This is a genomic window from Streptomyces manipurensis (assembly GCF_049570255.1).
GTDB classification, from domain to species: Bacteria; Actinomycetota; Actinomycetes; order Streptomycetales; family Streptomycetaceae; genus Streptomyces; species Streptomyces manipurensis.
In genome coordinates this window covers 826,885-849,577 of the sequence record NZ_CP186950.1, presented here as the reverse complement: position 1 = coordinate 849,577, position 22,693 = coordinate 826,885, and the positions used below count along the sequence as shown (strand labels likewise).

At 72.1% G+C, this 22,693-nt stretch carries 18 protein-coding genes and 2 pseudogenes; 12 read left to right on the top strand and 8 right to left on the bottom strand.

Annotation, left to right across the window (positions count from 1 at the left end; genetic code table 11):
* Positions 1-374 precede the first annotated feature (374 nt).
* Entirely contained in the window at positions 375-1,112 is a 738-nt protein-coding gene (locus ACPU2J_RS04055; RefSeq protein ID WP_361598933.1) for a class I SAM-dependent methyltransferase, read from the top strand.
* Between the two features lie 58 nt (positions 1,113-1,170).
* Here ACPU2J_RS04055 and ACPU2J_RS04050 read toward each other — a convergent pair whose 3' ends face one another.
* Positions 1,171-2,079 carry an alpha/beta hydrolase fold domain-containing protein gene (locus ACPU2J_RS04050; RefSeq protein WP_423832772.1) on the bottom strand — a complete coding sequence of 303 codons (909 nt, stop codon included), beginning with the start codon at positions 2,077-2,079 and terminating at the stop codon, positions 1,171-1,173.
* A gap of 188 nt (positions 2,080-2,267) precedes the next feature.
* Between ACPU2J_RS04050 and tdh the strand changes: the two genes are divergently transcribed.
* The 3 genes from tdh (at position 2,268) to ACPU2J_RS04035 (ending at position 5,534) form a co-directional block, all read left to right on the top strand.
* Positions 2,268-3,296 (top strand): L-threonine 3-dehydrogenase, encoded by a 1,029-nt coding sequence (gene tdh / locus ACPU2J_RS04045; RefSeq protein WP_365073272.1) that lies wholly within the window; start codon positions 2,268-2,270, stop codon positions 3,294-3,296.
* 102 nt (positions 3,297-3,398) lie between these two features.
* Positions 3,399-4,607, top strand: coding sequence for a glycine C-acetyltransferase (locus ACPU2J_RS04040; protein WP_361598942.1), 1,209 nt, complete (start codon positions 3,399-3,401; stop codon positions 4,605-4,607).
* 12 nt (positions 4,608-4,619) lie between these two features.
* Positions 4,620-5,534: a LysR family transcriptional regulator gene (locus ACPU2J_RS04035; RefSeq protein ID WP_365073268.1), complete on the top strand. Its 915-nt coding sequence runs from the start codon at positions 4,620-4,622 to the stop codon at positions 5,532-5,534.
* Between the two features lie 87 nt (positions 5,535-5,621).
* On the opposite strand, the gene ACPU2J_RS04030 is transcribed toward ACPU2J_RS04035, so the two are convergent.
* The gene (locus tag ACPU2J_RS04030; protein WP_420081707.1) at positions 5,622-6,401 is read right to left on the bottom strand and encodes a DeoR/GlpR family DNA-binding transcription regulator; all 780 of its coding nucleotides are present in this window, start codon (positions 6,399-6,401) and stop codon (positions 5,622-5,624) included.
* A 220-nt stretch (positions 6,402-6,621) separates the two neighbouring features.
* Here ACPU2J_RS04030 and ACPU2J_RS04025 point away from each other — a divergent pair, with 220 nt between their 5' ends.
* The 4 genes from ACPU2J_RS04025 (at position 6,622) to ACPU2J_RS04010 (ending at position 10,250) form a co-directional block, all read left to right on the top strand.
* On the top strand, positions 6,622-7,524 hold the full coding sequence (locus tag ACPU2J_RS04025; protein WP_423832771.1) for an SIS domain-containing protein: 903 nt from the start codon (positions 6,622-6,624) through the stop codon (positions 7,522-7,524).
* Complete coding sequence (locus tag ACPU2J_RS04020) at positions 7,521-8,357, top strand: class II fructose-bisphosphate aldolase (protein WP_423832770.1); 837 nt, start codon at positions 7,521-7,523, stop codon at positions 8,355-8,357. Before ACPU2J_RS04025 ends, ACPU2J_RS04020 begins: the two co-directional genes overlap by 4 nt.
* A 29-nt stretch (positions 8,358-8,386) precedes the next feature.
* Entirely contained in the window at positions 8,387-8,911 is a 525-nt protein-coding gene (locus ACPU2J_RS04015; protein WP_423832769.1) for a hypothetical protein, read from the top strand.
* A 148-nt stretch (positions 8,912-9,059) separates the two neighbouring features.
* Positions 9,060-10,250: an acyl-CoA dehydrogenase family protein gene (locus tag ACPU2J_RS04010; RefSeq protein ID WP_365495127.1), complete on the top strand. Its 1,191-nt coding sequence runs from the start codon at positions 9,060-9,062 to the stop codon at positions 10,248-10,250.
* Between the two features lie 698 nt (positions 10,251-10,948).
* On the opposite strand, the gene ACPU2J_RS04005 is transcribed toward ACPU2J_RS04010, so the two are convergent.
* The gene (locus ACPU2J_RS04005) at positions 10,949-11,275 is read right to left on the bottom strand and encodes a hypothetical protein (protein ID WP_423832768.1); all 327 of its coding nucleotides are present in this window, start codon (positions 11,273-11,275) and stop codon (positions 10,949-10,951) included.
* Positions 11,276-11,508: 233 nt separating this feature from the next.
* Here ACPU2J_RS04005 and ACPU2J_RS04000 point away from each other — a divergent pair, with 233 nt between their 5' ends.
* A complete protein-coding gene (locus ACPU2J_RS04000) occupies positions 11,509-12,180 on the top strand; it encodes a DUF6308 family protein (protein WP_420081712.1) in 672 nt (223 codons plus the stop codon).
* A gap of 48 nt (positions 12,181-12,228) precedes the next feature.
* On the opposite strand, the gene ACPU2J_RS03995 is transcribed toward ACPU2J_RS04000, so the two are convergent.
* From ACPU2J_RS03995 to ACPU2J_RS03985, 3 genes and pseudogenes are all read right to left on the bottom strand, one after another.
* Positions 12,229-13,134: an ADP-ribosylglycohydrolase family protein gene (locus tag ACPU2J_RS03995; RefSeq protein WP_423832767.1), complete on the bottom strand. Its 906-nt coding sequence runs from the start codon at positions 13,132-13,134 to the stop codon at positions 12,229-12,231.
* Positions 13,135-13,250: 116 nt separating this feature from the next.
* Complete coding sequence (locus tag ACPU2J_RS03990; protein WP_423832766.1) at positions 13,251-13,898, bottom strand: CatB-related O-acetyltransferase; 648 nt, start codon at positions 13,896-13,898, stop codon at positions 13,251-13,253.
* A gap of 75 nt (positions 13,899-13,973) precedes the next feature.
* Positions 13,974-14,366 (bottom strand): annotated as a pseudogene (locus tag ACPU2J_RS03985) (Acg family FMN-binding oxidoreductase); the annotation flags it as partial.
* A gap of 21 nt (positions 14,367-14,387) precedes the next feature.
* Between ACPU2J_RS03985 and ACPU2J_RS03980 the strand changes: the two are divergent.
* From ACPU2J_RS03980 to ACPU2J_RS03970, 3 genes and pseudogenes are all read left to right on the top strand, one after another.
* The gene (locus tag ACPU2J_RS03980; RefSeq protein WP_423832765.1) at positions 14,388-14,801 is read left to right on the top strand and encodes a universal stress protein; all 414 of its coding nucleotides are present in this window, start codon (positions 14,388-14,390) and stop codon (positions 14,799-14,801) included.
* 128 nt (positions 14,802-14,929) lie between these two features.
* A complete protein-coding gene (locus ACPU2J_RS03975) occupies positions 14,930-16,672 on the top strand; it encodes a GAF domain-containing protein (RefSeq protein ID WP_423832764.1) in 1,743 nt (580 codons plus the stop codon).
* Between the two features lie 16 nt (positions 16,673-16,688).
* A pseudogene (locus tag ACPU2J_RS03970) lies at positions 16,689-16,781 on the top strand (IS5/IS1182 family transposase); the annotation flags it as partial.
* Positions 16,782-17,295: 514 nt separating this feature from the next.
* Here the strand turns inward: ACPU2J_RS03970 and ACPU2J_RS03965 are convergent.
* Positions 17,296-17,577 carry a hypothetical protein gene (locus ACPU2J_RS03965; protein WP_423832762.1) on the bottom strand — a complete coding sequence of 94 codons (282 nt, stop codon included), beginning with the start codon at positions 17,575-17,577 and terminating at the stop codon, positions 17,296-17,298.
* 362 nt (positions 17,578-17,939) lie between these two features.
* Positions 17,940-22,667 (bottom strand): RHS repeat-associated core domain-containing protein, encoded by a 4,728-nt coding sequence (locus ACPU2J_RS03960; protein ID WP_423832760.1) that lies wholly within the window; start codon positions 22,665-22,667, stop codon positions 17,940-17,942.
* Positions 22,668-22,693: the final 26 nt, after the last annotated feature.

The following is a 22,693-nucleotide window of genomic DNA, read 5'->3' as shown; positions in this document are numbered from 1 at the left end:
GGCAGCGGCAATCCCGTGAACGTGGCCAGCAACAGCAGATCGGGGGTGGGGGAGCGCAGGTACACCCCGCCCGCGAACCCCCCGACGGCCTCCACGGCACCCGTGACGGCCCGCGCGAGCGCCCGGGCCGTGGCATCGGTGGCGCGGCCTGCGCCGTCCGCTCTCGCCATCACACAGCCAGCATGCCCCCTCGGTCACGCCCCGTGCATCCCGGCCGTGCCCGCCGGCGGCAGCCGTCCGCCCCCGGGGCCGGCTGGGCCGACCGCTTCCCCCGTGCGGGGGACGTACGGGTGTGCGGACCGCCTCCCGGAGCCGCCGCGGGGCACGATACGCACGCGTACCACCCCCCCCGGCAGGCCACCGGAAGGCAGAGCATGCGGTTCCACTACGACACCATCGGCGAACGCTACGCGGAGTCCCAGACCGCGGCCGCCTACTCCGCCGCCGACACCTACACCCTGCACGGCGCCATCGACGCCCTCGGCGGGCTGCGCGGTCTCGACGCCCTCGACCTGGCCTGCGGCTACGGCTACAACACCCGCCTGCTGGCCCGCGGCGGAGCCCGCCGCACCGTCGGCGTCGACGTCTCCGAGGAGATGATCCGGCTCGCCCGCGAGCACGAGGCCACCAAGGACCGCTCCGACGTCGAATACCTCGTCGCCGACGCCACCGGACTCCCCGACCTGGGGCCCTTCGACGTCGCCACCGCCGCCTACGTCTTCAGCTACGCACCCGACCGCAGGACCCTGCACGCCATGTTCCGGTCCGTCCGCGCGAACCTGCGCGCCGGCGGCCGGCTGCTCGCCATCGTGCCCAACGCGGGCGCCTTCCCGCGGGTGGACTGGTCCCCGTACGGGGTGCGCATCCTCGACCGGGTCCGCGAAGGCGACGCGCCCCTGCTGAAGGCGCACTTCCTGACCGAACCGCCCGTGCCCTTCGAGTTCCGCGAATGGGCCCACTGCGACCTCGCCGAGGCCGCCGTCGACGCGGGCTTCGTCACCGTCGGCTGGCAGCCGAACCGGACCCCGCCCGCCGACGGCGTGCGCGACGAGGCCTACTGGACCGCCTACCGCGCCTGGCCCATCAGCTCCCTGATGACCTGCACGGCGTGACGGCCCGGCCCCGTCGCGGATGCCGCCCCCGCCCCGGCCCGCCGTGGCGCCGCACCCCTCACGCGGCCCCCGCCGACCTGACCAGCTCGACGATCCGGGCCCGCGCCGCACGCCCCTCGGGCAGCGGCAGCAGCGGGTAGCCGTGCGGCAGCCCAGCCGCCTCGTGGAACTCCACCTCGGCGCCGTCCTCCCGGGCCCGCCGCAGCAGCTCCCGGCTGTCCGTCGTCAGCACGTCCCGCGTCCCGGTGAACACCGTCATCGGCGCCAGCCCGGCGAACCCGCCGTGCAACGGGTTGACCCGCGGGTCGTCGGGGGCGAGCGTCCCCGCGTACAGGCGCCCCGCCTCCCGCAGCCCGGCACGGGCCAGCACCGGATCCGCGGCCTCGAGCGCCGCCTGGTCCGGATGGCTCACGGTGACGTCCAGCCAGGGGGAGATCAGCACGATCCGGGACGGCTGCTCCCGGTCCCGGTCCCGCAGCCGCTGCGCGGCCGCCAGCGCCAGCCCGGCCCCCGCCGAGTCCCCGATCAGCACCGTCCCGCCGTCGCCGCCGCTCGCGATCAGGCCGCTCAGCAGGTCCGTGGCGATCGGAACGGTCCGGGCGGCGGTACCGCGCGGCGCCAGGGTGTAGGCCGGTACGACGACCCGCGCCCGCGCCCGGACCACCAGCGTCCGCACCAGCTCCCAGTGCGGGCGGTCCAGCTCGTCGACGTACCCGCCGCCGTGCACGTAGAGCACCTGCGCCGAGGGCTCCACCCCCCGCGGGCAGACGTCGTACACCGGCCACGCGCCGACGAACGTCCGCGAGACGTCCGCGACCCGGCCCAGCCGCCTCGGCGGCAGGTGCGAAGCGGGCCTGCGGGCGGCCCGCGCCACCCGGTCCCGCACCGCTTCCGCGCTCGCGAACCGTCTTCGCCGGCCCACCGCCACCAGCGCCGCCGAAAGCACCCTGCTGCGCAGACTCGGCACGGGCCTCACCTCCCCTTTTCCCTGCCCCGTCACCGGAGGAGCATAGGCGTGAAGCTGCACTGTCGGCCCGCTTAAGAAAGTCTCGATGGACTGATCACCGTGGTGATCGGCAGATTGGTGCCCGTCACCGACGCCGGCCGGGCCCGCCCCGTCCCCGGCGCCCCCTTCCGCATGCCTGGAGCCACCCCATGAAGGCACTCGTCAAGCACAAAGCCGAGCCCGGCCTGTGGCTCATGGACGTCCCCGAGCCGGAGTACGGCCCCGGCGAGGTGCTGATCAAGGTGCTGCGCACCGGCATTTGCGGAACCGACCTCCACATCCGCTCCTGGGACGGCTGGGCGCAGGGCGCGGTCAGGACCCCGCTGATCCTCGGCCACGAGTTCGTCGGCGAGGTCGCCGCGGTCGGCGCCGACGTGCGCGACATCGAGACGGGCGCGCTGGTCAGCGGCGAGGGCCACCTGGTGTGCGGCAAGTGCCGCAACTGTCTCGCCGGCCGCCGCCACCTGTGCCGCAGCACGGTCGGCCTCGGTGTCGGCCGCGACGGTGCCTTCGCCGAGTACGTGGTGCTGCCCGCGCAGAACGTGTGGGTGCACCGCACCCCCGTGGACCTCGACGTCGCCGCGATCTTCGACCCGTTCGGCAACGCCGTGCACACCGCCCTGTCCTTCCCGCTGGTCGGCGAGGACGTGCTGATCACCGGCGCCGGTCCGATCGGCATCATGGCCGCCGCCGTGGCCCGGCACGCCGGGGCGCGCAACGTCGTCATCACGGACGTCAGCCCCGAGCGCCTGGAGATCGCCCGCAAGGCGGGCGCCACCCTCGCCGTGAACGTCGCCGAGTCCTCCATCGCCGAGGCCCAGAAGCAGCTCGGCCTGCGCGAGGGCTTCGACATCGGCCTGGAGATGTCCGGCCGCGCCGAGGCGATGCGCGACATGATCGACAACATGACCCACGGCGGCCGCATCGCCATGCTGGGCCTGCCCGCGACGGAGTTCCCCGTCGACTGGGCGAAGGTCGTCACCTCGATGATCACCATCAAGGGCATCTACGGCCGCGAGATGTTCGAGACCTGGTACGCGATGACGGTCCTCCTGGAGGGCGGCCTCGACCTCACCCCCGTCATCACCGGCCGCTACTCGCACCGCGACTTCGAGGCCGCCTTCGACGAGGCGTCGACCGCCCGCAGCGGCAAGATCATCCTGGACTGGACGGCGTAACCGCCCCGTCCCACCGAACCATCTCCCCCCGGCCGGGCCCCGCACACCCTCCCCCCTCCGCGGGGCCCGGCCCCACTCCGCCGCACAAGGAGAAAGCCCAGCATGTTCGAGACCGTCCGCGACGACCTCCGCAGCACCCTCGACGAGATCCGCTCCGCCGGCCTCCACAAGCCCGAGCGGGTCATCGGCACCCCGCAGAACGCCGCCGTCGCCGTCACCTCCGGCGGCGCCCCCGGCGAGGTGCTCAACTTCTGCGCCAACAACTACCTCGGGCTGGCCGACCACCCCGAGGTCGTCGCCGCCGCCAAGGACGCCCTGGACCGCTGGGGCTACGGCATGGCCTCCGTCCGCTTCATCTGCGGCACCCAGGAGGTCCACAAGGAGCTCGAGGCCCGCCTCTCGGCCTTCCTCGGCCAGGAGGACACCATCCTCTACTCCTCCTGCTTCGACGCCAACGGCGGCGTCTTCGAGACCCTCCTCGGCGCCGAGGACGCGGTGATCTCCGACGCCCTCAACCACGCCTCCATCATCGACGGCATCCGCCTCTCCAAGGCCCGCCGCTTCCGCTACGCCAACCGCGACATGGCCGAGCTGGAGGCCCGCCTCAAGGAGGCGGCCGAGGGCGGCGCCCGCCGCAAGCTGATCGTCACCGACGGCGTCTTCTCCATGGACGGCTACGTCGCCCCCCTCGCCGAGATCTGCGACCTCGCCGAGCGCTACGACGCCATGGTCATGGTCGACGACTCCCACGCGGTCGGCTTCGTCGGCCCCGGCGGCCGCGGCACCCCCGAACTGCACGGCGTCATGGACCGCGTCGACATCATCACCGGCACCCTCGGCAAGGCCCTCGGCGGCGCCTCCGGCGGCTACGTCGCCGCGCGCGCCGAGATCGTCGAGCTGCTGCGCCAGCGCTCGCGCCCGTACCTCTTCTCCAACTCCCTCGCCCCGGTCATCGCCGCCGCCTCCCTCAAGGTCCTCGACCTCCTGGAGTCCGCCGGTGACCTGCGCGAACGCCTCGCCGCGAACACCGCGCTGTTCCGCAGCGCGATGACCGAGGCCGGCTTCGAGATCCTGCCCGGCGACCACGCGATCGCCCCCGTCATGATCGGCGACGCGGCCGAGGCGGGCCGGATGGCGGAGCTGCTCCTGGAGCGCGGCGTGTACGTGATCGGCTTCTCCTACCCGGTCGTCCCGATGGGCGCGGCACGCATCCGCGTCCAGCTCTCCGCCGCCCACTCCACCGCCGACGTCGAGCGCGCCGTGGCCGCCTTCGTCGACGCCCGCGCGGCGCTTTCCGCTGCTCAGGGCTGACATCATGGAGGGGTGATCGACCCCCGCCGGCTGCGCATCCTGCGGGCCGTGGCGGACCACCGTACGGTGACCGCCGCGGCCGCAGCCCTCTACCTGACGCCCTCGGCCGTCTCCCAGCAGCTCGCGGCGCTGGAACAGGAGACGGGCCACGCGCTGCTCACCCGCAGCGGGCGCGGCGTACGGCTGACCGCGGCCGGGGAGATCCTGCTCGGCCACGCCCACGAGGTGTTCGCCCAGCTGGAGCGGGCCGAGGCGGAGCTCGCGGCCTACGCGGGCGGCGCCGCGGGCGAGGTCACGGTCGCCGCCTTCGCGACCGGCATCGCGGAGGTCCTCGCCCCCGCCATCGCCCGGCTCGCCCTCGACCACCCCGGGATCCGGCTGCGGGTCCGCGACGCCGAGGGCGACCAGAGCCTGCCGCTCCTCCTGGACGGCCAGGCGGACCTCGCCCTCGCGGTCGAGTACCGCGGCGCGCCGGGCGCCGACGACGGCAGGCTCTCCGTCCTGCCCCTCTACGCGGAGCCCTTCGACGCCGTGCTGCCGGCCGGGCATCCGCTGGCCGACCTGCCCGCGGTCTCCCTCGCGGACCTCGCCGACTCGGACTGGGTGGGGCAGTACCCGGGCAACCCGTGCCACGACGTGACGCTGCTGGCCTGCGAACTGGCTGGTTTCCAGCCGCGCTTCGCCCATTCCTCCGACGACTTCCGCGCCGTGACGGCGCTGGTGGGCGCGGGGGCCGGGGTGGCCCTGGTGCCGCGCTCGGCACTGCGCGGCATGGACCTCAAGGAGGTCCAGGTCCGTCCGGTCGCGGGCGCGGCGGCTACCCGGCGCGTCTTCGCGGCCACCCGCCGCGGCGCCGAGACCCACCCCCTGATCGCCCCGGTCCTGGCGGCCCTGGTCCGCGAATCGGACCGCCTCCCGCCCCACTGAGCGGGCGGGGGCGCACGGCCGCTGTCCCGGACCGCGTCCCCGGGGGTGCTCACCGACCGCGTCCCCGCCGCTGTCGTCCGGGGGGCGTCAGACGCGCAGCACCTCGACCCCCGACTCCTCGAACCGGCGTGCCGCTTCCGGCGGCAGCCCGGTGTCCGTGACCAGGACGTCCACCGCCTCCGGGGCGCAGATGCGGGCGAAGGCCCGGACACCGAGCTTGCCGGAGTCGGCCGCCACCACCACCCGGCGGGCCCGCTCGCACAGCAGGCGGTTGACCGACGCCTCGTCCTCGTGCCGGGTGGCCGCGCCGTCCCGCGGGTCGAAGCCGTCCACCCCGAGCACCGCCGTGTCCACCGTGAGCTGGCCGAGGACCTGTTCGGCCAGGGGGCCCGTCAGCTCGTACGACTGGGGGCGGGCGACGCCGCCCGTGAGCACGATCTTGAACTGCGGCCGGATCACCAGCTCGCCCGCGATGTTGAGCGCGTTGGTGACCACGGTGAGTGCCGGGGACCCCTGCGCCAGGTCCGGGCGCCCGGCCAGCGCCCGGGCCACCTCGGTGGTCGTGGTGCCCCCCGTCAGGCCGACCACCTCGCCCGGGGTGACCAGGGCCGCGACGGCCTCGCTGATGCGGGCCTTCTCCGCGGCGCGCCGCGACGTCCGGTAGCGCAGCGGGAGTTCGTAGGAGACGCCGTGGGGTACGGCGCCGCCGCGCGTGCGCACCAGCAGCTGCTGCTCGGCGAGCAGGTCGAGGTCGCGGCGGACGGTCGCCGCGGAGACGCCGAGGGTCCCGGCGGCCGCCTCCACCTCCAGCGCGCCCCGCTCCACGAGCAGGTCCAGCAGTGTCTGCCAGCGCTCCTTGCGGGTCATCGGCCGCCCCCTCCGGTGTTCCGCGTCGTGCGTTCCACGGCGCTCCGGTGACATTAACTCAGCCTCCGTCGCTCGTGGTTGCTTGAAGTTGCGCGAAACCGCCAGCTACCTTGCAGGAAAACGCACGACGCACGCACCACGCACACGTGCACGCACGCACCACGCACGCACCACGCACGCACCACACCTCCGGATCCGTCCGTCGCACGAGGGAGCCCGCATGAGTCACGTCGCGTACGAACTGGGCACGCAGCCCGCCTGCTGGGAGCGGGCCGCCGAACTGGCCCCCGGCCTGAAGGCGGTGCTGCCGCGGCCGGGGGAGCGCACCGCGATCGTCGGCTGCGGGACCTCGTACTACATGGCCCAGGCGGCCTCCGTGCTGCGCGAGGAGGCCGGGCACGGCGAGACCGACGCCTTCCCCGCCTCGGAGTTCCCGCTCCACCGCCGCTACGACCGCGTCGTCGCCCTGACCCGGTCCGGCACCACCACCGAGGTGCTCGACCTGCTGGCCGGCCTGCGCGACGCGGGTGTGCCGACCACCGCCGTCATCGGCGATCCCGCCACCCCGGTGAGCACCCTCGCGGACGACCTCGTCGTCCTCGACTTCGCCGACGAACGGTCCGTCGTGCAGACCCGCTTCGCCACCACCGCCCTCACCGTGCTGCGCGCCCACGTCGGGTTGCACACGCCCTCCGCCGTCGCCGACGCCCGCGCCGCACTCGACGAGCCGCTGCCCGCGGGCCTGGACGAGCTGGGCCAGTTCACCTTCCTCGGGCGCGGCTGGAGCGTCGGGCTCGCCCACGAGGCCGCGCTCAAGATGCGCGAGGCCTCGCTGTCGTGGGCGGAGTCCTACCCGGCGATGGAGTACCGGCACGGCCCGATCAGCGTCAGCGGGCCCGGCACCGTCACCTGGTCGCTCGGCGACACCCCCGACGGGCTCGCCGAGCAGGTGCGCGGTACGGGCGGCCACTGGGTGGAGGGCCGGCTCGACCCGCTCGCCGAACTGGTCCGCGTGCACCGCCTCGCCCTCGCCGTCGCCATGCACCGCCGCCTGGACCCGGACGCGCCGCGCCACCTCACCCGCTCGGTGATCCTCACCGCCGGAGAGGAGGCGGTCCGATGACCCTCGTGTCCGCCGGCAGGCTCGTCCGGGACGCGGCCGACGCCGGCCGCGCCGTCGCCGCCTTCAACATCATCACCCTGGAACACGCCGAGGCCGTCGTCGCCGGGGCCGAGGCCGTCGGGCTGCCCGTCATCCTCCAGCTCAGCGAGAACGCCGTGAAGTTCCGCGCCGGACGGCTGCTGCCCATCTCCCGGGCGGCGGCCGCCTGCGCCGAGGCCGCGGGCGTCCCGGTCGGCCTGCACCTCGACCACGTGAAGAGCACCGAGCTGCTCCGGCAGGCCTGCGACGCCGGCTACAGCTCGGTGATGTACGACGCGGCCCGGATGCCGTACGCGGAGAACCTGGAGGCGACCCGCTCCGCCGCCGACTGGGCGCACGCCAACGGCCTGTGGATCGAGGCGGAGCTGGGCGAGGTCGGCGGCAAGGACGAGGCCGCCCCGCCGGACCCGCACGCGCCGGGCGCCCGTACGGACCCCGACGAGGCACGGCGGTTCGTCGCGGACTCCGGGGTCGACGCCCTGGCCGTCGCCGTCGGCAGCAGCCACGCCATGACCAGCCGGACGGCGGCCCTGGACCACGTGCTGCTCGCCCGGCTCGCGAAGAGCGTGGACGTACCCCTCGTCCTGCACGGCTCCTCCGGTCTTCCCGACGCCGAGCTGGCCGCCGCCGTGGCCGGCGGCATCCGGAAGGTCAACATCGGCACCGCGCTCAACGTGGCCATGACCGAAGCCATCCGCGCCCACCTCACCCCGGCGGACCCGCGGCCCTACCTGACGGCCGCCCGTACGGCGATGACGGCGACGGCGACGGCTATGATCAGCGCCCTGAACTGACGGGCGGCCGGGGCGGGAGCGGGGCGGACATGGACCCACAGCGGGGCAGGACGAACCGGCGCCGGTTCCTGCTGATCGCCGGGATCCCGCTGCTGGGCCTGGCGGGGGGCACGGCGTACGCGCTCAAGCCCCCGCCCCCGTACCGGCACCGGGTCCGCACCGACCCGGAGCCGCTGAACACCCGCCTGCGCCCGTACCTGGGGGACCTCGCCGAGGCGCACTGGGTGGGCTACGACGTCGACGGCCCCGCCGAGGACCGCGGGATCCCCGGCCCCGACTCGCGGATCCGCCTGGTGGGCGTGGCCCGTCTGGCGGCGGGCGGCGCCGAGGCGATCGTGAGCAACCCCGAGTACGACTTCGCCCCCGGCGCCGCGCCGACCGGACTGCCCGAGCCCCTGGCACCGCACCTGCCCGCCGGCGCGGCGTGGCGGCACAGCCCGAAGTTCGACGCGTACGCCAACCCGCCGGGAGCGCGGCCGCAGGTGTCCGGGCGGTTCTCCTTCGACACGGCCCGCAACCTCGTCTGCTTCGACCTCCTCTACCTCTACACCTGACGCCCCGGACTCCCCTGCCCGCAGGGCACGGCACGGCCGTCCGCGGGCGAGGTGCCGGCCCGCGGTCCTTCCGAATTCTTGGAACAGGTTCTAACCTGACCGCCGCCGTCACAGCGCACCGGCTGGGCGCGAGACTCCCGGAGGGGCCGTGCACCTCGAATACACGCCTGAGCAGCAGCAGTTGCGCACCGAGCTGCGCGCCTACTTCGCCGAGCTCGTACCGCAGGACGTCTACGCCCGCTACGAGGACCCGGCCGCGCAGAAGCGCTTCTACCGGGAGACCATCCGCAGGCTCGGCACCGACGGCTGGCTCGGAGTGGGCTGGCCCGAGGAGTACGGCGGCCGCGGGATGACCCCGATGGACCAGTTCATCTTCTTCGACGAGGCCGCGCAGGCCGTGGTGCCGCTGCCGCTGATGGCGCTGAACACCGTCGGGCCGACCATCATGCAGTTCGGCACCGAGGAGCAGAAGGCGTACTTCCTGCCCCGGATCCTCTCGGGGGAGATCGACTTCGCCATCGGCTACAGCGAGCCCGACGCCGGCACCGACCTCGCCGCGCTCACGTGCAAGGCCGTCCGCGAGGGCGACGAGGAGACCGGCACCTACGTCGTCAACGGGCAGAAGATCTGGACCACCAACGGAGACACCGCCGACTGGGTGTGGCTCGCCGTCCGCACGGACCCGGACGCCCCCGCGCACAAGGGCATCACCATGCTCCTGGTGCCGACCTCGGACCCCGGCTACTCCTGCACCCTCATCAACACCCTCGCCTCGCACGACACCACCGCCAGCCACTACGAGGACATCCGGGTCCCGGCGAGCCGCCGCGTCGGCGCGGAGAACAAGGGCTGGCGCCTGATCACCAACCAGCTCAACCACGAGCGCGTGACGCTGGCCGCCCACGGCACGATGGCCATCCGGGCCCTCCACGACGTCCAGCGCTGGGCGGCCGCCACCAAACTCGCCGACGGACGCCGGGTGGTGGACCTGTCCTGGGTCCGCGGCCGGCTGGCCCGCACCCACGCCCGCCTCGACGCGATGAAGCTCCTCAACTGGCAGATGGTGAACGCGGTGGAGGCCGGCACCCTCACCCCGCAGGACGCCTCGGCGGTCAAGGTGTACGGCTCGGAGGCCCGCCGGGACGCGTACGCCTGGCTGATGGAGGTGGTCGGCGCGGCCGGTCCCCTGAAGGACGGCTCGGCCGGAGCGGTCCTCCACGGCGAACTCGAACGCGGCTACCGCAGCGCCGTCATCTTCACCTTCGGCGGCGGCAACAACGAGATCCAGCGCGAGATCATCTCCTGGCTGGGCCTCGGCATGCCCCGCGTCCGCCGTTAGGGCCGCCGCGTCCGCCGCGGCTCGTGGGGGGCCGTTCAGGGGAGGCCGAGGAGGTCCGCGTGGGAGCCGCCGAAGGTCGAACGGGCGTCGACCAGGTGGAGTTCCAGGCTCCAGTGGGCCTGCCGGCCGTCCGGGGTCGTGCGGCGCAGCGGCAGCTCGTTGTCCGGGCCGATGAGTGACTCCGGCCGCGCGCAGCACGGGTCCGCGGACGGGGTCCCGCCCGCCAGGCGGCCCGCGTGGGGGCCGACGAGGCTCCGCCCGCCTTGCCGGCGAGGCCGCCGAGTGCGGCGTACAGCTCCCTGCCGGTGATCCCCGCGTCGCCGTGGAACACCCCCGGCCCGCCGCGAAGAGCGTGGGCAGGTCCTCGTGGAGCCGGAGCCGGATCCCCGCCGAGCCGTCGCTCAGGACGACGGTGCGGGTGAAGTCCGCGCCGTGCCCGCCGAGGAGCGGGCCGAGGCGGACCGTCGCCGTGTCGCCCGCGCCGAGGACCCGGTCACCGGGCGGCTCCTCGCCGCCGGGCAGCACGGTGTGCGGGCCGGAGCGGACGATCCGTCCGGGCCACCGCACCCGTGTGCGCCACAACTCCCGGGCCAGGTCCCCGATCCGGTCGGTCGCCTCGAACTCGCTGCGGCCCGAGGCCGGCAGTCCGCGGCGGTGACCCCGGCGAATATGCCCGTTCTTGCCCTTGCGGGCCGGACTCAGGTGAGGTCGAAGGTGACGCTCGCGGAGCCGTCCCGGTCCGCCGCCTCCACGAGCGTGAGGGTTCCGTCCTCGTCCTCGGCGACGCGCACGGTGATCCCGCCGCGGTCCTCACCGGGAAACGCGAGGGAGAAGTGGGGATCCATCTCCCTGAGGAAGTCCCACCCCTCGCGTCGGGGCGCGTCAAGAGCGTGGGCATGCCGACCGGTTGCCTGCCACGTGCCGACCGCGTCGTCGGTGACGGTGAGGTCGACGTCGTACGTCTCGAGGCATATCGACTGATTGGCCCACCATTCGAGGCGGCCCCGACCCGCGAATCGTTCCATGGGCACACTATGCAGCAGCGCAGGCCGACCGGGCCGCGAGACGGAACGGCACGGGGCGGACCCGGCAGGCCTCCCCGTAGCCCGGACCGCGCACCGACCGCCCCGGCTCGCGGCAGTGGCGAGCGCAGCGCGAAGTGCGGTACGGGGGAAGGCCGTTCGGGCCCCGCGGTGTCCCTTCCCGGCGTACGGTTCCGGGCAGTCCCCGTCAGCGCCCACACCACCTGGATGCGATCTTGAGCCAACCACCGCTCGCCCACCGACTCGGCAGCCTGATCGACTCCGAACGGGCCGTTCCCGATCTGCGCAGGTACTTCGGAACCGACGGCCCCGATCCCGTCCCGCCCTTCACCGGGAGCCGTTTCGAGCAGCTCGACGGCGGAGGGGACCGGCCGGAGGTGGCCGACACGGTGACCGCACAGGACCTGATCGCCGTGCAGACCCTGTCCGTCCGGGTTCCCGCGCAGGCCGCCCTCGACCTCCTCGAGGGCGACCTCGGGCACCGGCTCTCCGCACTGCTGGCCCGTATCCCCATCGACGTCGACCTGGCCGAGGCCGCGACGGCCGACCTCGCCGAAGGGTCGCCCGCCCACACGGCCTGGCAGCTCCTGTGCGAGCGGCCCGGGATCGGCTGGGTGACGGCGGGCAAGCTGCTCGCCCGCAAACGCCCGCGGCTGCTGCCCGTCTACGACCAGGTCGTCCGCTGCCTCCTCGGCCGGCCGGAGTCCTTCTGGCTCGGCCTGCACGCCGCGCTGCGCGCCGACGACCGAGCGCTCCACCGCGCCCTGACGGACCTCGGGCGGTCCGCCGGTCTCCCCGCGACGGTCAGCGCGCTCAGGGTCTGCGACGTGGTCCTGTGGATGCGCCACCGTACGGACCACCAGCGGGGGGCCTGCCCCGGGAGCTGAGACCGGGGCGCGGCCGGGCGCGGGCCGCGGCGCGCGCGGGCGGTCCCGCTACGCGAAGCCGGGCAGGGGTTCGCGTGCCGCGTGCCAGGCGGACGGCAGGGAGGCGGTGCCGGTACGGGCGGCGATCACCCCGCCCGCGATGGCGCAGGTCGTGTCGATGTCCCCGCGGCCGGCGACGGTGGACCACAGGCCCCCGTGCAGGTCGTCGAGGTGTCCCGCGGCGCACCACAGCGCGTAGGGGACGGTGTCGGGTCCGGACATCCGGTAGCCGGAGCCCAGCACCTCCGCGGCGTGCCGTACCGAGGTGTGCGCCGGCATCCGGGCCGCGATCCGTATCCCCGAGCGGACGTCCCCCCGGGGGAGCGGTTCGGCGACCGCCCCGAGGAAGTCGGCCCGCGCGGGAGCGGGGCCGCCCCGGGTACGGGCGGCCAGCGCGGCCGCCACGGCCACCGCCACCGCACCCGCCACGGCGTCGGGGTGGTGGTGCGAGACCTCGCTCTGGCGGGCGGCCTGCTCGGCGGCGGCGCCGGGGTCGGCGGCGTGCCAGGCGCCGAGCGGCGCGACGCGCATGGCGGCGCCGTTGCCCCAGGATCCCCGGCCGCCGAACTGGCCGGACACCACCGCACGCCAGGGCTCGCCCGCCCCGATCCGGCGGAGGACGTCGTGCATCGACGCCCCGTAGCCACGGTGCGGGTCGTCGGCGTAGGCCGCGGCGAGGCGCAGGGCGAGCCGGTCCTGGTCCACGGAGCCGTCGCCCTCGGCGAGTTCCCGTACGAGGACGACCGCCTGGGCGGTGTCGTCGCTCCACCGCCATTGCGGTTCGGGCGGCAGGGTGCGTGCCCGCAGGGGCGCTTCGCCCTCGCGGCGCAGGATGCCGAACCAGCGGTCACCGAAGGCGTCGCCGAAGGCGAGGCCGGACAGTGCGTCCAGGGCGGCGGCGGGCAGATCGGTCATCGCAGCAGTATCACCGGGCACCGGGACGGCCGGCACCCGGATTTCGCACCAGCCGCCACCGCCAGGCCACCCGCGCTCAGGATCCGGCGCCCGCGGTCACGGGATCCCGGGCGCGGTCACGGGAGCGAGGCCGCGGCCGCTTCGAGTGCGGAGACGGTGCCCGACATGACGGTGCGGACGTGCCGGGTGAGGTGCTCGCGGGGCCAGTGCCACCAGGCGACGGCCAGCAGGCGGGCGATGTCCTCCTCCGAGTGCCGGGTGCGCAGCAGACGGGCCGGGTTGCCGCCGACGATGCCGTAGTCCGGGACGTCCTCGACGACCACCGATCCGGCGGCGACGATCGCGCCGTGGCCGATGCGGACCCCCGGCATGACGGTCGCCCCGTGCCCGAGCCAGACGTCGTGCCCCACGACGGTGTCCCCGCGGCCCGGGAGCCCGGTGATCAGGTCGGCGTGCTCGGACCAGGAGCCGCCCATGATGGGGAACGGGAAGGTGGAGGGCCCGTCCATGCGGTGGTTGGCCCCGTTCATGAGGAACCGGACGCCGGTGGCGAGCGCGCAGAACCTGCCGATCACCAGCTTCTCCGGACCGTAGTGGTAGAGCACGTTCCGCGACTCGAACGCCGTCGCGTCGTCCGGGTCGTCGTAGTACGAGTACTCTCCGACCTCGATCAGCGGGGAGGTCACGAGGGGTTTGAGCAGGACCACGCGCGGCCGGCCCGGGACGGGGTGCAGGACGGACGGGTCGGGGACTTCGGGAAGCACGGCGGCACCACTCCGGACGATCGGCGGACCTCGGGGACGGAACGTCCCGTCCATGATCCCCCGGGAGCGGCCGCGTCAGGCGACGTCCAGCACCTCCGCGACCGGACGGCGCGGTGTGGCCGGGCCCGTCGGGCCGTAGCCGAGGCGCAGGACCATCTGCACGTTGCCCACGGACGCGCGCGGGTCGCGGACCGTCCACCGCAACTCCGGCCACTCCAGGGGCTGCGAGGTCATGGACGTGGCCAGACCGTCGGTGGTCGCCCGCAGCAGGACGTGCTCCAGGGCCCGGCCGGCCAGGAGCCAGTCGGCCCGCGTGTCGCCGGGCGTGCCGAGCAGCGCCAACCGGGGCCGTGCCTCGAACGCGGCGCGGCCCGGCCCCGGCACCCGCCGCGTCCGGCCGAAGTCCCGTACGGGCACGGTCCGTCCGCCGGAGCCGCGCGGGCCGAACGCCTCCGCGGGGATGCCGTCCCGGCAGGCCGCGTCCGCCTCGTGTGCGCCCGGCACGCGGCCCGCGGGGCCGAACCGCGCAAGGCCACCCTGAGCCTGCGGCACGTGTGGAACGTGCTGGAGTCGGTCGGCAACGTGATCCCCATGCTCGACGCGATGGCCGGACTGGCGGGCGAGCACGAGAGGGTCCTCACCTCGCTCACCGACACCGTCCACGAGGAGTTCCCCGGCCTGACGGTCGAGGGGGAGGCGGACAAGAGCGCCTCCGTGGCCGGCGTGCTGGTCGAGGCGTCCCGGGGCGCCGACCTGCTCGTCATGGGCGGCCGCCGGGCCCCGGGCCGCCTCGGCCTCGGCAGGAACCTGGGCCGCGTCACGCACACCCTGCTCCACCACGCCCACTGCCCCGTCCTCCTCGTCCCCCGCACCACCGCGGGCGACGCCGCCGGCCCGCCCTGACCCGCCCCTCCCGGGAACGCCCCCCGTGCGCCCCCGCCGTCGCGGGAGGCGAACGGGAAGCCCCGACCGGCCGGGACTACCGTGGGAGGGGAGTTCCCCGCAGGGTGTCCGCCGGCCGGAGGTGGGACATGGGCGCAGACGACCTGCCCGCCGGGGGCGTCGTGCCGCGGCTGAGGCTGGACGAGCTGCTCGACGAACTCCAGGTGCGCATCGACGAGGTGAGGGGAGCCCGCGACCGGCTGAACGGCCTGCTGGAAGCCGTCCTGTCGGTCGGGCGGGAACTGGACCTGCCGCAGGTCCTGCACGGCATCGTCGAGGCCGCCGTCGCGCTCGTGGACGCGGAGTACGGGGCCCTGGGCGTGATCGGGGAGGACCGCGGGCTCGCCGAGTTCCTGCCCGTCGGAGTCACGGAGGAACAGCGCGCCCGCATCGGCGGGCTGCCGTCCGGCCACGGCATCCTGGGCGAGCTCATCCGCCACCCCGTACCGCTGCGCCTGCCGGAACTCTCCGCACACCCCGCCTCGTACGGCTTCCCGCCGCACCACCCGCCGATGCACTCCTTCCTCGGGGTGCCCGTCCGGGTCCGCGGGGAGGTCTTCGGGAACCTCTACCTCACCGAGAAGCGCGGAGGAGCGGAGTTCGACGCCGAGGACGAGGCGGTCCTGTCCACCCTCGCCGTCGCCGCGGGCATCGCCATCGACAACGCCCGGCTCTACGAGGAGGCCCGGGTGCGGGAGCGCTGGCTGGCGGCCGGTTCGGACATCACCAGCGCCCTGCTGTCCGGCACCCCCCGGGACGAGGTCCTCGCCCGCATGCTGGAGAGCGCCAGGGACATCACCCGCGCCGACACGGGCGTCCTGCGCCTCCTCGGCCCCGCGGGCGCGCCGGGCGGCGTGCTGTCCGCGGGGGAGGGCGCCGAGGAACTGGGCCGGATCGTCCTGCCCGGCACCCGGGTCACGCTGGCCGAGGCCGCCCTGGAGCGGGACGGCGTGGTCGCCGTCCCGGACGCGGGCGCGGACGGCAGCGCCACCGCGGGCCCCGGGGCGGGGGAGCGGTTCGGGCCCGCCGTGGCCGTCACCGTCGGGACGAACGGGAAGCCCGGCGGGGTCCTGATCCTCGCCCGGCACCGGGGCCGCGCGGCCTTCGCCCGGACGGAGCTCGCCGCCCTGCCCGGATTCACCGGCCAGGCGGCCCTGGCCCTGGAACTGGCCGACCGCCGCCGGGACGCCGAGCGGACGAGCGTGCTGGAGGACCGCGACCGCATCGCCCGCGACCTGCACGATCTGGCCATCCAGCGGCTCTTCGCCACCGGCATGACCCTGCAGAGCGCACAGCGGTTCGTCGACCACCCCGAGGCCCGCGAACGGCTCGCGCGCGCCGTCGACGACCTCGACACCACGATCGGGATCATCCGTTCCGCCATCTTCGGACTCCGGGACCACGCGGGCCCCGAGACCGGCTCGAGGCTGCGTGCCCGCACCGCGCGGGCCCTGGAGGAGGCCGCGGCCCACCTGGGCTTCGCCCCCGCGCTGCGGATGGAGGGCCTGCTCGACACCGACGTACCCCCGGCCGTCGCCGACGAGGCCCTCGCCGTCCTGGGCGAAGCCCTGTCGAACGTCGCCCGCCACGCCCGCGCCCACCGGGCGGAGGTCCTGCTCGCCGCGGGCGACGGCACCCTCACGCTCGCGGTGACGGACGACGGCGTCGGCATTCCCGCCGGCGGGCGGCGCAGCGGCCTGCGCAACCTCACCGAGCGCGCCGAGCGGCTCGGCGGCCGGATGACGGTCGCCCCGCGGGACGACGGGGAGCGCGGCACCCGCCTGGAGTGGCGGGTCCCCCTCACCCCGCCCGCCCCGCGCGCTGACCTCTGAGCCCTGAGCCCCTGCCGCGAAGCTCGCCGCCGGGTTCAGGATCAGCGAGTCCACCGCCCATGCCGACAGCAGCGCGGTCGTTGACCTGTTCGCCGCCCGTGCACTGGGGGCGGCCCACAGGTTTCTGCGTCCGTGTACGGCCGTCGTCTGCCGTGAGCCCGAGCGCGGTGGCTGGGTGATTGTGCCTCCCGGGGGCGGAATACACACGCTCGGTGCCACTGCATCGGAGCGAGCACCAGAGTGGGCAGATGGCGCCGACTCTGGTGCTCACAGGCCTTGGCTGACCAACGGCCTGCCTCAGGGGCGGAACCGTGCCTCGTGTCCCGACACGTAGATCATGAACGGCCTGACTACTGGGCCGCTGATTTCATCCCTCGGGCGGAGCTCCACTCCGCGCTCACGGATCTCCTTCGTTGCCCAGCCCTTGTCCTCCGGAAATCCTTCGAGGACAGCTTGGTTTTGGACTTCAAAGAGAGTGCGGACTGACTCCCATCCTTCGAGAGGCTGGAACCGGCATGTGCTCCAGGGCTGGTCAGCAACGGACAGGTACAGGAGGCCGACGGGCTGTCCACCCACGTACATCTTCCACCGGGCAGAACTTACCGCGGTCGGCTGTGTCTGACTCACTTCCACCCCAAGTCCCGTAGGATTTCATCCTTGCTGGCGCCTGTCGGCCAGAACCTGATGACTGCCTCGGCAGGAAGGCGTGTTTTCACCAGTACCTCTTTGTCGCGGAATGCAGTCTCCGCCACGTTTACGCCATATAGATCCCGCATGTATGACGGCACCGACACACTCTGCCACGCGTGCACCATTTCAGAATCGACCTTGCTCAAATCGACGGCTATGTATCCTGCGGCACCACGACCTGCCGTGGTACTTCCCGCACCATAGATGCCGATCATGACATCAGGGTCGAGGGTGAGCGAAATCCATGGCGAATTCGTTCCCTCGGCAATATGTTGCCAGGGTGGCGTACTGTCTCGTGTCCCGGGTCGAACAAGACTGGCCGACGGGCCCTCGCCAGCACGAAGCGACCGGAATGCAATGCTGCTCTGGTGAGCTGAAACTGTGACGGTGGGCCGGAGAAGCCCTCGCGTCCAGTTGAGGGCAGGGCCGATGACACCGCTACTGCCTCCGCCGGCGGCGCCGAGCAGTAGATCCCAGGGGTCGGTTGGGCGGCAGTTGGCCTCGTTGACTGCGTACGAGAATCCCGCACCGACCCCTGCATTGACTGCTGTCGAGGCGGCAAGTGCTCGACCGCCGGTCAGGCCAAGGGATCGGGCGGCCAGGCTGCCCGCGCCGGGCATGAGCAACCCGGAGACGCCTCCGATGAGTGCGCCCTTGCCGACGGCTTTGCCGAACCCGCCGGTGGTGAAGCCACCGTACGGTGTTGCCAGGTGTAGATGCCACCTTCCACGGCTGCCCCGATGACCGCTCCGATTCCTGCGCTGATGCAAAGGGGGCAGGCACCGGAGGGATCGGACTGGTTGACGGGGTCGTTGTTGGCATATGCGTAGGTGGAGGAATTGGTCGGTAAGGCTGTGTCCGGACGGGGGTCCGGGCTGGTGAAGCGGCCGGCTTTCGGGTCGTACCCGCGGGCGGGCAGGTCGATCTTGCCCCGGGACACTTGGTCTTTGAAGGTTCCTGTGAAACCGAAGACGCTGGTCTGCTGTGTGCCGCCGCCGGCTGTTCCGGTGAAGGTGCCCCAGGTTCCATAGGCGTACTTGTAGTTCTCGACCCCGGACAGGTCCCGAACCGAGGTGATCGAGTTCTGCCGGTCGTGCAGGTAGTAGAAGCTCGCCGCTCCGGTGTCCACGGCTTGCGGCTCGCCAAGGGGCCCGTAGTGGTAGTCGCCGAGGAGCCAGCCGGAAGGTTGGCTGAGGTCGGTTGCGATGCGGGGAATGCTGTTGTTGACGTCCCACTGGTGAGAGCGGATCGCTGCGCCGTTCTTTTTCGTGGTGGTGCGGTTTCCGTCTGCGTCGTAGAGGAAGGTGAACGTGTCGGCACCGATTGTCGTTGTTTTCGCCCTGCCCAGGGCGTCGTAGATGTAGGTGCCGGTTTCGTCCTTGGTCAGGTTGCCGTCGGAGTCATAGGTCAGATCGGTGACTGCCGTACCGGTGGTGGTGCTGGTCATCTGGTCGGCCGCGTCGAACACGTTGGTGGTTGTTGTCGACCCCAATGCTGACGTAGTGCGGTTACCGACCTTGTCGTAGCTGTAGCGCTCACCCGCCGCGCCGGGCAGGCAGGTGAGGAGAGCGCTGGTGTCGCTGCACACCCGGCTGACGCGCCCTGCCGGGTCGTACTCGTACCTCTTGGGCAGTCCGGTCGTCGTCGCGTCTTTGAACGATTCGGTCGTCACCCGGCCCGAGCCATCACGGCCGAACGAACGCACCCCGGTGCCTTCGGATATCGAGGCCATAAGGCCGGCCCGGTCGTATGCCCGGGTCTCCGTCATGGCGGGCGTGGTCGGCCACGTGGTGGTGAGCAGGTTGCCGGCCTCGTCCCAGCTATAGGCCGTGGCTCTGCTGTTTTGTGTCTGGCTGGTCATGCGGCCGTCGGCGTCGTACTGGTATGAGGTGGCCCGCCCGTCGGGGTAGGTCCTGCTGCTGATCGAGCCGTCGGGCCGGTAGGTGTACTTGAACGGGTTGGCCGATCCGGGTGCGCTGATGGCCAGGGGCCTGCCGGCTCGGTCGTAGGTGAACGTCCGGGTGCCAGTACCGTCGACGACTGTGGTGGGGCGGCCGGCTTTGTCGTAGGTGTAGGAGATTGTCGGCGTGCCGTCGGAGTAGGTGGTCGAGGTCAACAGGCTGCGGCTGTCGTAGGTGCTCGTCATGCTCTGGCCGCGAGCATTGATGACCTTGGTCCGGTTCCCTTCCGGGTCATAGGCGTACTGCGTGCTGCGGTTCAGCGGGTCGGTGACCTTGGTCCGTCGGCCTGCCTTGTCGTACGCGAGCGTGGTGACGTGCTGGTTGGCATCGGTCCGCGTGCTGACGTTTCCGGCGGTGTCGAAGGTCGCCTTGGTTATGCCACCGTCGGGTGCGGTGGTCTGTGTGAGACGACCTAGGACGTCGTAGCCGTAGCCCGTTTTCTTTCCCTGAGGGTCGGTGACCTCGATGAGGTTGTTCAGAGTGTCGTAAGCACGGGTGACGGTGTTGCCCAATGGATCGGATTCGCTGGTGGGATTTCCCACCGCGTCGTACCCGGTGCGCCAGGTGAACTGGGCGGGGTCGGCACCGGTCACGTTGCCACGGGGTTCGGTACGAGCGACCTGCCTGCCCGCTTGGTCGTAGGCGTAGGTGCTCTTGAACCCGAGGGGTGAGGTTTCAGAGATGCGGTTTCCGTCTGCGTCGTATCCGTACGCGAGGGTGCTGCCGTTAGCGTCTTTGACGGCGGTGAGCTGGTTGGCAGGGTCGTACGTGTATGTGGTGACCTTTCCGAGGGGATCGGTGGTCTGGGTCACGTTGCTGGCGTCGTCATACCGTGTCTTGGTGACGTTGCCGAGTGGATCGGTGACGGAGACAGGCCGATGTGCTGCATCGTATGCAGTTGATGTTGTTCCGCCGTCGGGGGCTGTCACGCTGGTTTGGTTACCGACGTTGTCGTACCCGTACTTCCATGTGAATTGGGCCGCGTCTGCACCGCTGACGTTGCCTCGCGGGGTGGTCATCGCGGTGACCCGGCCGGCTTTGTCGTAGGTGTATGTGGTCTTGGCCCCGGTGGCGTCGGTGCGGGTGAGGACATTGCCGCCGGCGTCGTACGTCAGTGAAGTGACGCGTCCGGCGGCATCTGTGGCGGACTTCAGCTGGTTCGCTGCGTCATAGGTGTATGTGGTGACGCGTCCGGCTGCGTCGGTGGCGGTCTTGAGGTTCCCGGCCTTGTCGTAGGTTTTGGTCGCTGTCTTGCCCGTAGGGTCCTTCACCGACAGCACTCGGTTGCCGTCATCGTAGGTGTACGTCGTGGTGAAGGCCGCCGGGTTCGCGCCGCTCGTATTGCCCCTCGGGTCGGTCACCGTCAAGGGCATACCCGAGGTGCTGAAGGTCGAGGTTGTTCTTGCGCCCAGCGGTGTGGTGACGAGTGTGAGGTTGCCTGCCGCGTCGTACTCGTACTGTGAGACCTTGCCAAGCGCGGTGGTCGCGGACGCAACCTGCCCGGCTGGTGTGTAGGTGAACGTCGATGAGTTGCCCAGCGGGTCCTTCACGGAGGTCAGCCGACGGCCCGCGTCGTATCCGCAGATGGTCGACTTGCCGTTGGCGTCCTTGGAGGAGGCCAGGTTCCCGTCGGTGTTGTACGAGTAGCTGGTGGTTCCGGCCGGATCCGTTCTCGATGTCGGAAGGCCGGCGTCGTTGTACTTGAAGGACACAACGTTGCCTGCCGCGTCCTGGAACCGGGAGACGTTGGACCTGCCGTCGTAGACGTAATCGGTCCGGTTGCCGAACGGGTCGTACTGGGCGAGGAGGTGGTTGTGGGCGTAGATGTCCGTCCATACCCCTCCGTCGGGCATGGTGACGTCCGTCTGACTGCCGGTGTAGAGGTAGGAGACGACGGCCCCGATGGGGCTGGTCTGGGAGATGACGCGGCCCTGCGCGTCGTAGGTGTTGCGTATCTGGGGCTGGCCGTTGCCGTCCTTGACCGCGTTCAGCCGTGAAGCAACGTCGTACTCGTACGTGGTGGTGTTGCCGCCGCCGGCAACCGAGGTGAGCCGGTTGTCCGTGTAGCTGTAGGTCACTGTCCTGCCGTCGGCCCGGACGATCTGGGTCAAGAGGTCGCCGGTGTACTTCAGGGTGGCTATGGGGCCGGCAGGCCCTGTGACGGCGGTGATGTGGTCACCTGTGTAGCTGTAGGTCTCGCCCTGTCCGGACCTGTCCTTCTCCGACAGGATCCGGCCTGCCTCGTCGAAGGTCAGGACCTTCTTGTCCAGAGTCGTCAGCGAGTACCCGCCGGAATCAAGGTGCTGGAGTACCGAGCGGCTCGTGGAAGGCGTCGCATAGGATCCTCCTCCCTTGGCGGTGTACCGGTGAACGGATCCGGTGGGCGAGACCAGGGTGACAGTGCCAGTGGCGCCGTCCTTCTGCAACCGGGTATCCCACGAGGAGGTCCATCCCACCCCGAGGGATCCACCCATCACTGATCCCGCGGAGAGACCGCGCGGAACGTTGCCCGACGAGTAGTAGCGCTCCGCGTTCCATCCTCCGCCAGGCGAGGCTTGAACCAAGTCGTTTGCCCCGAGGGAGAAGGCACCCGTAGCGGAGTTGACCGTGCCGTTGCGGATGGCCTGCGGCTGCGCGAACCCGGTCGTCGAGCAGTCAATCGCGCATCCGGGTGTCTCCGCATCGGTGATCGCCGCTGCGATCGCCGGAACGAGCGGTATCCCACCCTTTCTGTCACCGGCAGCAGGATCGGTGTCCATGACTTCACCGACAGCTGTGATGGATACCTGAGGAGTGCTGCCCAGGTTGGGACAGAGCTCAGGAGTCATGGATACCGTGGTGCTGGCATAGGGGACCGGCCCCTTGTTCACGGCTTGATACGTGCTGGACGGCGCCGTGACCACCTGGCCTCTGTCAAGAGTGGTGATCTTGCCACCGCAGGAAACTTCCCAGGTGACTTTCACTTGGTGCGGGAGCTCCGCCCAGACACCGTTCAGAAACTTCGAGTCGGAGTTTTTCATTCCGGTAGACAGGGTGAGCGTCTCACCCATGAACACCTGACCCGTAAAGTGGAGTGCGGGCGCCACACCGAGCCATCGATTGACGGCACGTATCGAACCCTCCGGGCCAACGATCCGGAAGTCGTCGGGAACCCCCCACACGTGGGCGTCGGATCCAGAGCCCGGTGCAGCTTGGCCCGTGACCTGACGCTGGGCCTGAACTGCCTGCTCACGAGCCGTATCCGCCGGCGTTTCGGCAGCCGTGACCGAAATACCTGACGGAGCACGTCCGGCGGCACCCGCCGAATCCTGCAGAACCTGCTCCCGACGCTCTGCCGCAGTCATCGCCTTCTGCGGGACGCCCAGCCTCG

Excerpts from the sequence above, each read along its gene's own strand:
- ACPU2J_RS04055 (WP_361598933.1), top strand. The coding sequence starts at position 375 with ATGCGGTTCCACTACGACACCATCGGCGAACGCTACGCGGAGTCCCAG.
- tdh (WP_365073272.1), top strand. The coding sequence starts at position 2,268 with ATGAAGGCACTCGTCAAGCACAAAGCCGAGCCCGGCCTGTGGCTCATG.
- ACPU2J_RS04040 (WP_361598942.1), top strand. The coding sequence starts at position 3,399 with ATGTTCGAGACCGTCCGCGACGACCTCCGCAGCACCCTCGACGAGATC.
- ACPU2J_RS04030 (WP_420081707.1), bottom strand. The coding sequence starts at position 6,401 with ATGACCCGCAAGGAGCGCTGGCAGACACTGCTGGACCTGCTCGTGGAG.
- ACPU2J_RS04025 (WP_423832771.1), top strand. The coding sequence starts at position 6,622 with ATGAGTCACGTCGCGTACGAACTGGGCACGCAGCCCGCCTGCTGGGAG.
- ACPU2J_RS04020 (WP_423832770.1), top strand. The coding sequence starts at position 7,521 with ATGACCCTCGTGTCCGCCGGCAGGCTCGTCCGGGACGCGGCCGACGCC.
- ACPU2J_RS04015 (WP_423832769.1), top strand. The coding sequence starts at position 8,387 with ATGGACCCACAGCGGGGCAGGACGAACCGGCGCCGGTTCCTGCTGATC.
- ACPU2J_RS04005 (WP_423832768.1), bottom strand. The coding sequence starts at position 11,275 with ATGGAACGATTCGCGGGTCGGGGCCGCCTCGAATGGTGGGCCAATCAG.
- ACPU2J_RS03995 (WP_423832767.1), bottom strand. The coding sequence starts at position 13,134 with ATGACCGATCTGCCCGCCGCCGCCCTGGACGCACTGTCCGGCCTCGCC.
- ACPU2J_RS03975 (WP_423832764.1), top strand. The coding sequence starts at position 14,930 with ATGGGCGCAGACGACCTGCCCGCCGGGGGCGTCGTGCCGCGGCTGAGG.
- ACPU2J_RS03965 (WP_423832762.1), bottom strand. The coding sequence starts at position 17,577 with ATGATCGGCATCTATGGTGCGGGAAGTACCACGGCAGGTCGTGGTGCC.
- ACPU2J_RS03960 (WP_423832760.1), bottom strand. The coding sequence starts at position 22,667 with ATGACTGCGGCAGAGCGTCGGGAGCAGGTTCTGCAGGATTCGGCGGGT.